8 protein-coding genes are annotated in these 11,793 nt (G+C 46.4%); 3 read left to right on the top strand and 5 right to left on the bottom strand.

Features of this window, described 5'->3' with window-relative positions; genetic code table 11:
- Positions 1-599: 599 nt before the first annotated feature.
- The 3 genes from L0U89_RS20010 to L0U89_RS20000 all read right to left on the bottom strand — a co-directional run bounded on the left by L0U89_RS20010 (position 600) and on the right by L0U89_RS20000 (position 3,464).
- Positions 600-1,505 (bottom strand): bifunctional class I SAM-dependent methyltransferase/HIT family protein, encoded by a 906-nt coding sequence (locus tag L0U89_RS20010; RefSeq protein ID WP_234863154.1) that lies wholly within the window; start codon positions 1,503-1,505, stop codon positions 600-602.
- Positions 1,502-2,557: an HNH endonuclease domain-containing protein gene (locus L0U89_RS20005; RefSeq protein ID WP_234863153.1), complete on the bottom strand. Its 1,056-nt coding sequence runs from the start codon at positions 2,555-2,557 to the stop codon at positions 1,502-1,504. Before L0U89_RS20005 ends, L0U89_RS20010 begins: the two co-directional genes overlap by 4 nt.
- A 157-nt stretch (positions 2,558-2,714) precedes the next feature.
- On the bottom strand, positions 2,715-3,464 hold the full coding sequence (locus L0U89_RS20000) for a hypothetical protein (RefSeq protein ID WP_234863152.1): 750 nt from the start codon (positions 3,462-3,464) through the stop codon (positions 2,715-2,717).
- Positions 3,465-3,823: 359 nt separating this feature from the next.
- Here L0U89_RS20000 and L0U89_RS19995 point away from each other — a divergent pair, with 359 nt between their 5' ends.
- The 3 genes from L0U89_RS19995 to L0U89_RS19985 are packed head-to-tail and all read left to right on the top strand — an operon-like array spanning position 3,824 to position 5,734.
- A complete protein-coding gene (locus tag L0U89_RS19995) occupies positions 3,824-4,657 on the top strand; it encodes an alpha/beta fold hydrolase (RefSeq protein WP_234863151.1) in 834 nt (277 codons plus the stop codon).
- Positions 4,654-5,151, top strand: a complete 498-nt coding sequence (locus L0U89_RS19990) for an RNA polymerase sigma factor (protein WP_234863150.1) — start codon at positions 4,654-4,656, stop codon at positions 5,149-5,151. Before L0U89_RS19995 ends, L0U89_RS19990 begins: the two co-directional genes overlap by 4 nt.
- Positions 5,144-5,734 carry a hypothetical protein gene (locus tag L0U89_RS19985; RefSeq protein ID WP_234863149.1) on the top strand — a complete coding sequence of 197 codons (591 nt, stop codon included), beginning with the start codon at positions 5,144-5,146 and terminating at the stop codon, positions 5,732-5,734. Before L0U89_RS19990 ends, L0U89_RS19985 begins: the two co-directional genes overlap by 8 nt.
- A 697-nt stretch (positions 5,735-6,431) precedes the next feature.
- On the opposite strand, the gene L0U89_RS19980 is transcribed toward L0U89_RS19985, so the two are convergent.
- Positions 6,432-10,088, bottom strand: coding sequence for an ABC transporter permease/M1 family aminopeptidase (locus tag L0U89_RS19980; protein ID WP_234863148.1), 3,657 nt, complete (start codon positions 10,086-10,088; stop codon positions 6,432-6,434).
- Positions 10,089-10,091: 3 nt separating this feature from the next.
- On the bottom strand, positions 10,092-10,979 hold the full coding sequence (locus tag L0U89_RS19975) for an ABC transporter ATP-binding protein (protein ID WP_234863147.1): 888 nt from the start codon (positions 10,977-10,979) through the stop codon (positions 10,092-10,094).
- Positions 10,980-11,793 lie beyond the last annotated feature (814 nt).

The raw sequence follows: 11,793 nt of genomic DNA, 5'->3' as shown, positions 1-11,793 counted from the left end.
ATGAATTAATCCTCTTACATCATATAATTCCATCTGTGAAAATCCGTGTCATTCGTGGCAAGAAATACCAGCCACTAATTTCACAGATGAACACAGATAAATGAGTATTCAAAGCTTATTCCTACAGATTGCTGAATCCTTCGCTTCCAACGAGATGAATCAAACCTCTTACACCATTTAATTCCATCTGTGAATATCTGCGTCATCCGTGGTTAAAAAATAATGAACCACAGATCGCACAGATGAACACAGATTAAAAGCTATCCGCAGGTGATACCTTCGGATTTTTGGGTCATTCGTTTACAACGAACAGAAACACTAAACTTTTTCTAAATATCCCATCTGTGAAAATCTGCGTCATCTGTGGTTAATATAAATAGACCACAGATTGCACAGATGAACACAGATAATTTATGTGGATAACTTCAAGACGATGCCCATGATTGTCATTCGACACCATTTTTAATCGGTAGGAAAGAATACGATGTCAAAGACTTCAAGTTCGGGCCTCCGAAGGTACAGCACTCACACAACGAATAGGCCAAACTGCCGAAGCTGAATAGGGTGTTCCAAAAAACGACCAATTCACAAAATGTAAATTACAATTTGTGAATCGAAGCAACAGTCTTTCTCGACCGCCATCCCAAATACCCCTTCCTTCCCGGAATCACCCCCCTCACGCCACCTTCCGGGTTATCCACATCGTTGGGGTAGCGGGGGATGAGGTGGATATGACAGTGCATGACTGTCTGGCCAGCGGCATAGCCATTATTGATCCCAACATTGAAACCAGACGGATTGAATAGGCTTTGGATTATCGTTTTTACAAAATTGACCATAAAGATACAGGCTGACTGCTCCCTAAAAGAAAGTTCAAAATAATCTGAACAATGGCGCTTGGGAATTATCAAAGCATGTCCTGGATTAACCGGAAACTTGTCAAAAAATGCCACGGCTGTTGCGGACTCGGCAATCAACTCAGCCGATGGGGATAAGTTACAAAAAACACAGTCATCTGAACTCTCCCGGCGCAGGACGTTGAAATGCTGATATTCGTAAATCTCACAACTTTCGTTCTTTAGGATTGAACGATATGGCAGCGTGACCTTACATTGGTAGGTTGGCTTCTGGTGGATTTTATGAGTACGGTATCCTTCATATACGATATCTCTTCTCACCGCAAAGTAAGCTTTGCCACCAGGCTTCAAAAGATTTGAAACCTCCATCAAAACAAGCGCCTGCTCTTCAGGCAAAAGCACGTTCAAGACATAAAAGCAAAGAATTGTGTCGAATTTCCGCTGTGGATAACTTGGAAAATAGTGCTTGTCATAGCCAAAAACCTCAAATCCACTTGCTTTCAACACCTCAACATCCTTTCCAAACCCACAACCAAAATCCAAAACATCGCCCACTAAAAGGCCTCTTTCTTTTAGGACCTTTGCAGGAAAAGATAGGGAATCCCGCTCTTTGGCGGTGAGGTGAGAGTTGGTATTAGCGCTTTTCATTTTAAAAACATAAAACCGTTATTTGAAGCAATCGAAACTAGAGATTGAAAGTTTTCCTTAAATCTCACTCTATCAAAAACGGACGGCAAATCTTTGGCACTTTCTACATTCGGGAAGATGGTTAGGTATTCCTGCAAAAACTTATTCTTAGGAGTTTTTCTAACAACAATTTCGACTGCTTCCTTCTGTATTTGATAAAAAGCATCAAAATACTTCTCCAATCGGGGAAGTTTATTGCCTTTTGAACCATTGAAAGACTTGTCTGCTGGAAGAAGGTTCCAAATTAGATCATGCGAGACAAAACTATATGGGATAAAATGCTCTACGACGTAATCCCCAATGATTAGATCATTTCCAGTGTAAATGCATTTTATTTTCCCTTTTTCTTCCAGAACGATATTCCAAAAGGCCTTTCGTTGCTCATTTAAAGGACTTCTTTGTGGAGATTTTATAAGCTTGTTGGCAATATCTGGCACATTTGGGTTTCTTGCTTGGAGATAAAGTGTAAGGTTCCAATAACAAAAATCCTTTAGGATTTTCGAGTTCCTTTTGAGATACTCTCTCCATTTCGGATTGATAACGACGAAATCATCAAATAGGGCATAGGGGCAATTGTTACCAAAATCCTGCGAAAAATGATAGACAACTTTTTGATTGTCTGCACTAATCCAAGGACTCAAGAACTTGTGGGGAACATTGATATTGAAGTGCCGCAAAAACTTTTGGGTTTCGCGATTTTTGGATTCAATCAATTTTTTAAATACTACCTCTGTATTCTCCTGAACATTGATTTTTTCTATTTCACGTATCGATCGAATAGCAGCCTGGAATTTGTCCTGAACACCAAAAGAGATATGAAAATAATTCAGCGTGTACCATGAATTTGCAATCATTTGCGCAAACAGATTCTTCTTCTCAATCTTCTCCTTTCCCTGTTCAACAAATTGAATTAACGAAAGAAACCAGTAAAACTTATAGGTGGTCGATCGACGGTTAAAACATCCAGCTAAAAGATTTATGGGAATACCATCTGCATGGGGTAAATAGTTCATAGTAAAGGTCGATTTCATTATGGTCTTATTCGAACAATTTAAAAATTAATTTACAAATCGAAAACTCGGAGAGTCTAATACAGAAAACCTCCGAATGCATATTTCATCATTTTACCTGCAATGCCACTACCCTGTGGATAACTCCCAAACCTCACCCTTACCCCCTCCCCAACAAACACACACCTCCTTGTTCCGATAGCTGGTAGGGAACGCCGTTGACCTTGCGGAAAAAGCGGAGGGAGAGGGCACCTAAAATCACGCTATCGGAAGGGACCGCATCGCCAAAATCCAAAACCTGACTGCCAAAGTCCTCCGGTCCCTTGTCCAAGGGCATCAGCGGCAATTCCTTGGCTTTTGAATACTTTGGCATCTTGCATTCTCCTACCATCACAATCCCATGCACCCGTAGCCCATAACAATCTGCCTCCAAACCCTTGGGGAAAATGGGTATCCCCGATAACTTCCCAAAACCAAATGCCAAATACCTGCCCTCCCCAAAGGACTCCATATCAGGCAAGCCTCCCAACATCCCCGCCACTGAGTCCTTTCCCAATTCAATACCACGATACAGTTGCGTGTCCCCCGCAGCAAACAGGCGCTCTCCCTTGCGGTGCAGCTTGTCGGTTTGGATGACCCGCTGCAGCAATGCCGTCAGTTTGGAATGTCCCAACTTATCCACATCCCGCAGCGAGGACCACAGCGCCCTCCGGATAATGCCACTCACCCGGGAGGCCCTGCCAAACTCCCTGCCCGCGCACCGCGAACCTTCAAACTCCTTGGCTGTAAAGAATCGCTTGCGACTTACCCCTCCCTTTTGCCTTGCGAGAAATTTCCCATTCGCATGCTGGTAAAAGGTGACGTTCCCCATGCTACCCGTCAAGGGAAACATTCCAACTTGTATGGCCATAGCTATACCGATGATGTTAGGGGTGAAAGATAGAGATGTCGGGACGACGTGTCAATAGCCACCCGATGCCTGCCCGTCGTAACTCCGTGTTGTATGCGTATTGATACGGATTATGCGCTTTTTGCGGGCCGTTTTTGCCCTTTTCCATCGCCCAAACTGGTCCAAGTACGACTTATCCACACACAGCTTCATCGCCAAAAGCACTCAATGAATGTGGATAACTTACCATTTCCTTCCACCACCCCAATATTTTTCCCCCAAAACCGAGCCCTTTCCAAGCTTCAAAAATTTTTCATAGGATCCCTGTAACAAATTCCGGGTTTGGTTTTCCAAGTAGCAAAAAACAAATTCCTACGAATATGAAAAAGGCAACACTTCTGATCTACTTGTTGTTTTTGGCGCCGCAAATACTGATGGCGCAAAATGCCATTGCCGTCAAGACCTCCGGCAAAGGACAACCTATCCTCTTGCTGCCTGGCTTTGCTACCCCGGGGGAGGTTTGGCAGCAAACGGCCGCTGCGCTTCCCGGGTACCAATTACACGTGGTCACTTACGCGGGCTTTGGTGGCGTGCAGTCGGTTGAGATGCCTTGGTACGATAAGATCAAAACCGACTTGGTCCAGTACATCCAAGCCAACAAGCTACAGCAGCTTATCCTCATCGGACACAGTATGGGCGGTAACCTTGCCTTGGACTTGGCCGCCAGCCTACCCGACCATGTTTCCAAGGTCGTAGTGGCGGATGCACTCGCCTGCATGCGGGAAGTAATGATGCCCGGCGTCCCGGCAGAGGCCTTGGGCTACGGCGGTCCTTTCATTGACCAAATGATGGCCATGGACGATGTCGCCCAATCTTCCTATCTTGACCAAATGACCGGCAATATGATCTCCAAGCCCGCTGACCAAGCGCAGATAAAATCCTGGATGCAGGCGGCCGACCGCAAGACTTTTGTCTTGGGCTACGTCGACCTCCTCAAGCTGGACAACCGCCCAATACTGCCCAGTATCAAAGCGCCCGTCCTCATCATGGTCGCCGGGCAGCCATTCGGCCCGGGCGCGCTGGAGACGATGAAAAAACAATACCTGGCTTTGGACAACAAAGAGTTTGCCTTTGCTGCGGATGCCAAGCACTACCTGATGCTGGACCAGCCTGAGTGGTTTAACGAAACGGTACTTTCCTTCCTTGAAAAGTGAGCCAAGAAGATAAAATCCGTTTCCAAAACCTCTATCTGGCCCATTACCCCATGGTCAACAGGCTGTGTTTGGGATTCCTGAAGGGAGACAGCGACCAAGCCAAGGACCTGAATCAGGAGGTATTCATCCAAGTATGGAACAATCTTGGCAAGTTCAGGGAGGAATCTTCCCCCAAAACTTGGATTTACCGCATCACGGTCAACACCTGCTTCAACTACCTCAAGCGGGAGAAAGTCCTTGCCGGGAAATTGGAAGACGCAGCGCGCAGCCAGGAAAGCAGCACCGAGATCGAACTGACGGAAAATGATCCTGTCCGAGCGCTTTACGAAGCGATGGCTGCACTGTCCGAAGTAGACAGATTGGTCACGGGACTGCTGCTGGACGAGGTCTCGCAGGAGGAAATCGCCGCGATCTTAGGCATTACCGAAGGCAACCTTCGGGTCAAAATCCACCGAATTAAACTGAGACTCAAAAAACTTATCCACCATGAATGAATTGGGAAACATCCTCCAAAAAGGTTGGCAGAACGCGGGCGATACAGCCACGCCGCCTTGGGAGACAGAAAAACTGATCGCGGAGGCCAAGCGCCTCAACGGGGAAAGCCTCAAGTTTCAGCGCAGTACTGTGCTGATTCTCGGATCCACGTTTTTGATGATGTGCTACTTTTTGTTATTCTATTTCAAGTTCCAGATGCCGCTGAGTCATATTGGCGTGGGGCTAATGCTCGGGTTTTTCCTGTTGCGCGTCGTATTGGAAGCCTACAGCATCCAAAAGGGACGGGAAAAATCCAGCTTGGATGCCGCTGCTGATAGCTTGGAAAAGGAAAAACAATACCTCAGCCTGCGGTTGCGCATCCACAGTACCTTTACCTACCTCACACTTGGGGCATATACGCTGGGATTTTTGTTGTTGCTACCGGAATTTGCCCTGCATATCAGTACCGGATGGATGATAGCTTTTGTCGCTTCCTATTTCGTCCCGGGGACTATTTTGACGCTGTTGATTAGAAAGAACGTACAAAAAGAACTGCGGGAGTTGCGCACCGTGGTCGAAATCCGGGAAAAAATCACGAATTGAACCCCACTTTCCCCGTTATCCGAAGGTTGCACCTTCGGATTGCTGAGTCGTTCGTTTCCAACGAACAGCATCGAATCCCACAAACCAAAGATTCCCATCTGTGAAAATCTGCGTCATCTGTGGTAAAATAAATAAACCACAGATAGCACAGATGAACACAGATAAAAAGTTATCCGAAGGTTGCACCTTCGGATTCTTGGGTCATTCGTTTACAACGAACAGAAACACTAAACTTTTTCTAAATATCCCATCTGTGAAAATCTGCGTCATCTGTGGTAAAATAAATAAACCACAGATAGCACAGATGGACACAGATAAAAAGTTATCCGAAGGTTGCACCTTCGGATTGCTGAGTCGTTCGTTTCCAACGAACAGCATCAAATCCCACAAACCAAAGATTATACCTTCGGATTGCTGAATCCTTCGTTTACAACGAACAGCATCAAACCACTTTTTCTGAATATCCCATCTGTGAAAATCTGCGTCATCTGTGGTTAATATAAATAGACCACAGATTTCACAGATGAACACAGAAAACATGTGTGGATAACTTTCAAATCGCCGCCTGGATTGTATTTCGCGTTCATTTTTAGCCCAGTGGCAAAAAAATTTCCCTCCAAAGCATTGGAGGGAAATTCAGCATTTATCCACATAGGTTCAGGCCCTGACTACAGTCCGACAGGGACTTGCAGCAGCGCTAATTGACACTTACATTCAACACGTTGTCGTCCGGAATACGGTCGACCAGTTTGTTGTAGGGGTCGATTCCAGCCTTGGTCGGAACCCCTCCTTTGACACGGATTTGGAGGGTTGTCTCGCCTGGCTTGATCTTGTGCTTTTGGATATACAGGGGATTGGTGCGGTTACGTCCGTTTTCGTCCTTATCCTCGGCTGCAAATACCCCAACATCAACAAAATCCCCTTCGTACACCGCGGGTGTTTCCCTTCCCAAGCTATCCGCGTACACTTTTTGGGAGTTTAAGGTAAATGTGACCAAGTACTCATCATCCCCGACTTTTTCGGCCTTGGCTTCTTTGGCTTTGTTTTCGTACAAAGTGATCTTGTGCCAGGTATCATCCAAGAAATAATGCATCGAATCCGGCGTGTATTTCGTCAGGTGCCGCAGCAGGTCTGAACTTCCCGCAAAAGGCGGCGTCTCCTTAAGCCCAAACTCTGCGACAAAATCCTTCAGCGCAGCGTCCATCTTATCGTCTCCGATATAATCCCGCAAGGCATACAGCACCAAGGCACCCTTTTGATACCAGATATATCCCCTGTCCGCATTGATAAAGGCATTTTCCTTTTTGCTTTCCCCTGACCTTCCGGACAGATACCTGTCCAATTCATCTTTGAGGAAGCGCTTCATATTGTCTCGGCCATAGGCCCTTTCGGTCAGGATGAGTGCGGAATACTCCGCCAAGGCTTCCGAAATCAAATTAGACCCACGGGTATAATTGGGCGGAACCTGATGACCCCACCATTGGTGTGCGAGTTCGTGGGCGGTGACAAAATAGACATAGTCAAAGCTGTTGGGATCGCTGAAATCCGCAACCCAGCCAAAACTCTCGGAAAAAGGCACCGTGTTGGGGAAAGACTGCGCAAAGCCTGCATACCTCGGGAACTCCAAAATCCGCATTTGCCTAAATTGGAAGGGGCTGTATTTTTCAGAAAAATAGCTCAAGCCGTCTTTGTAGGCCGCCAGGAAGCGATCCAAATTGTAGGTATGCCGCGGATGATGGTAGATTTCTATGGCCACTTCCTTTCCGTCAGGCAGCTGCGCTTTTTCCAAGAGTACATCGTATTTGGCTGAAACGACCGAAAAGAAGTATTGTATCGGTGTATCTTGGATATAGTGGAAGTACCGCCGGCCATTCTCTGTCCATTCCTTTTGTAGATAGCCCGGCACCACGGCAATTTGGTCCGGTGAGGTACTCACGATCGCTTCAAAATTGACAAAATCGGCATCCTGTGAGAAAAGCAGATTCCGCAAGCCAAATGGGTCATCATGCGGGGGTAGGTCCGTGTCCTTGGGCTTTAGCCCGTATTTTTTTCTGGTCTCATCCGAACTCAACTCCAGATTGTCGGAATATCCGAAACTAGGCAGAAATGCACTGGTAAAGGTACCGTTGTGCACCAAGTCCCTTCCATAGCCCGAGTTTGGAAAACCCTTGTTCAATTGACTGGCAATCACTTGTATCTGAAGCGTATCGCCTGGTTGCATCGCCTTGGGCAAGGCCAGGATTTTGTACCAGTGCCTTTCCTCAAAGGAACCGAAGATATCAAACGCCCGCTTGTCATATTTCAAGGGAAATCGATATTCCAGCGTGTCCCCAGCATGCAAAACGACAAAATTACTCAGCGAGGATTCCTGCATATGGAGCGAGTCAATGACCGCATCGGTCTTGTTGACAATCGTCAAATCCAAGGTGAAAAAGGCGTTGCGCTCTTCGGGATAGACGTCAGCTTTTAGGAAAGCGGCCACCACCTTGGGTTGGGGGATGCGTTGATACTGCTTCAGCTGCTTCTCATAGTCCGCAGAGCGTTGTTCCCCTTCCCGGATGGTGAGGTATCCATTTTTATAGACCACCGACTGATAGATGTAAGCACCCGAACCAAACGCCACCAACAAGCAGACCATGGCTACGGCGATGGCCGGACTCTTCAGGCGGGATTTGGCTGTTTTCCACCTGCTGCTGAAGTTGGTCTCAGAACCCCTCACGAAGAAGATGCTGAAGACCAACACCAAAAACAAGCCAAATGCCGTCCAGTAAAGGTTGAACCAAAACAATGACTCGGCAAAATGTCCAAGCCCGTTCATATCGGACCAAATATAGGAGGGCTTGTAGGAGAATTTGAACAGGGTAAAGTTGACCTTCGCCAAGTCCAATACTTGACCAATCACCACCCAAACGGCAATACTCGCCGCGTGTCCCGCAAACTTATTGTTGAAAACCATATGGACCGCAAAGACCAGCATGACCATTTGGAGGTAATCAAAGTAAGTTATCAACAAACTATCGATCAGATAGATATGCAGGTCATATTGGAAATAACCCTTCAGCGTCTGTACCAAAAGGCCCACCGGAATAGGAATCACCGCCAATATCAGCGTGACAAAAGCCATGGCCAGAAACTTGGAACTTAGCATGACACCATCCTTCACGGGGAATGTATCACTGATGATGGCATAGCCCGAGGCTTGGCTGCGGTGGATGGACTCTCCCGTAAAGAATACGATGATGATGAATACAAAAAGGTTGTAATCAAAGCCCTTGAACTCCATCAGGAAAGTGGTCACCGGAAAGTTGGAAACACTGTAAAGCGTGGACCCGATCCAGAAATCCAACACCAAAAAGATAAAGCCGCCCAAGAGAATTGATCTGAAGTAGATATCCTTGACGATGTTGTTGACCTCGATTTTGGTCAAAGCCTTCAAGCTTAGCCATTGGTATTTGTTGGAGAAATCGGTCAACACCTTTGCCAAGCCTCCTGTCGGATAGGTTTCCGCTTCGGCCTGCTTCTTATTGGATTTGATCCTTTCTTGGAAGAAATAGGTAAAGGAAAACCGCCAATACGCAGCGGCAAAAAACACCAAGCCAACCAAAGACCAGATGATCCGATTGAGCAAGAGATTGCCTTTCAATGGCAAAATGAAGGTGTTCTTTTCAAATGGCGTCAGGTACCGCGTCTCGTAATTGAAAGTATTCAGCGCAAAAGGATCGAGCAATTGTACAAGATCCTTGTTTTCGATGTCCTGGGCCAGAAAGTTGGAAAGCAAATAGGCGATAAACAGGACTATTCCACCCGAATAGATGGATTTGATGTTGCGCGTGAAAATAATCAGGGCGAAGAAAAGCGTACCCGCAATCCACATGTTGGGAAGGACGAGCGTCAACCAGGGATGTGTATAGAACTTCAAGACGTGCGGTCCGTACCGTTCCGCATCAGTCCAGCCCGTCGCGGCACCAACAATACACCCCAAGTAAATCCCCAGCATGACGGCCGAGGTGATTGCCAACAATACCACAAATGAACCCCAGAATCGACCCATAAAATACGCTCCTTTGGACAGCGGGTAACTGAACATGAAGCTTCCGGTCTTGTGTTCCAAATCCCGGTAAATCGGGACACCCAGGATGGCCGATGCCAGCAATATTCCAAAAATGGAAATGATGGACTGCAGTTGGGCGATGACGTAGGGTGAATTGTGGGAAACTTTGTCCGAGGCAGGCGTAAATCCCCCACCAAAAAGGACAAATGCGATCACAAACAACATCCCAAAGTAGATGTATGTCGCCGGTCTTGAAAGCCGATAGCGGATTTCAAACTTGAAAACGTTCCAAAAATCCTGCATGGCTTAGAGGGTTATTGGGTCTACTTTTTGAGAAATATAGCTGAAGTATACATCCTCCAAATTGGCAGGTACCGGGACAAAACCGTTGCCTGGGTCGGATTCGCTTTTGATCCGCAGGCTCAATTTTCCTTCTTTCAATTGCGTGGCAATCAAATTGTAATTGCCTTTATATTCAGAAAGTGCGGCCTTCTCGATACTCTTCTGAAAAATCCGCCCTTGGAGTTCGGCGATGCCATCAGAGGGCTTGCCCTGCATGAGTACTTCGCCTTTGCAGATGATCGCCATGTTGGAACACAGCGTACTCACGTCTTCGACAATATGGGTCGAAAGGATCACAATCGTATTTTCCCCCAATTCGCTGAGCAAGTTGTAGAAACGGTTTCTTTCCGAAGGGTCCAAGCCTGCCGTAGGTTCGTCCACGATGATCAATGAGGGATTTCCAGCCAAAGCCTGTGCAATGCCAAAGCGCTGCCGCATCCCACCCGAAAAAGTACCCAGCGCTTTTTTTCGGTCTTTAAAGAGGTTCACCTTCTGCAACAGCGTACCTACCAACTCTTTCCTTTCCGACTTGTGGATAACTCCCTTCATCTGGGCGATATGGTCAAGCATCACTTCGGCGGAAATCCTTGGATAGAGGCCAAAATCCTGGGGGAGATAGCCGAGTCTTTCACGCACTTTTTGTTTTTCATGAAGCACGTCGATTCCGTCCAAGGTGATGCTACCTCCGTCGGCATCCTGTAGCGTCGCGATGGTGCGCATCAGGGTGGATTTCCCGGCGCCGTTTGGACCGAGCAGTCCAAACATCCCCTGCTTGATGTGCAGCGAGATGTCGTTCAGGGCGGTGACGCCATTCGGGTAAGTTTTGGATAGATTTTGAATGATCAATTCCATGTGTTGGTGGTTTAGAAAGTATGAGTATAGGATTCTAAAAGATAGGCACAATTGGCAGAAAAAGGAAAAACTACAGAAAACCAATCAGGTACTTATCCCCTCAATCCTGCATTCAAAAACAACCGCTGCGCTTCCGGAGGCTAAAGAAGGCAACAACGAAAAAAATCAAACCTCACACTTCAAAGATTCCCTTCTGTGGAAATCTGCGTCATCTGTGGTAAAAATCAATCAACCACAGATGGACGCAGATAAGCACTTTTTCCGAAGGTTATAACATCGGATTCACGGGTCATTCGTTTCCAACAATTAGAACCAAACCGCTTTCGTAAATGAATCCAATCTGTGGAAATCTGTGCCATCTGTGGTAAAATAAATCAACCACAGATCGCATAGATGGACACAGATAAATGAGTTATTCCAAGGTTATTCCTTCGGATTGATCAGGCAATCGGTTACCACGAACAGAATCAAATCCCACAAGCCGAAGATTCCCATCTGTGGATATCTGCGTCATCTGTGGTTAAAAATAAACCACAGATTTCGCAGATGATCACAGATAAATGAGTTATTCCTAGGTTATACCTTCGGATTGCTGAACCATTCGTTTCCAACGAACAGCATCAAACCCTCAAGCCAAAGATTCCCATCTGTGGAAATCTGCGTCATCTGTGGTAAAAATAAATAAAGCACAGATTTCGCAGATGATCACAGATAAATGAGTTATTCCTAGGTTATACCTTCGGATTGCTGAACCATTCGTTTCCAACGAACAGCATCAAACCCTCAAGCCAAAGATTCCCATCTGTGGAAATCT

The organism is Mariniradius sediminis, from assembly GCF_021491425.1.
Lineage (GTDB): Bacteria > Bacteroidota > Bacteroidia > Cytophagales > Cyclobacteriaceae > Mariniradius > Mariniradius saccharolyticus.
Note: the sequence above shows the minus strand (reverse complement) of the source record. Positions and strands in the feature narration are given on the sequence as shown.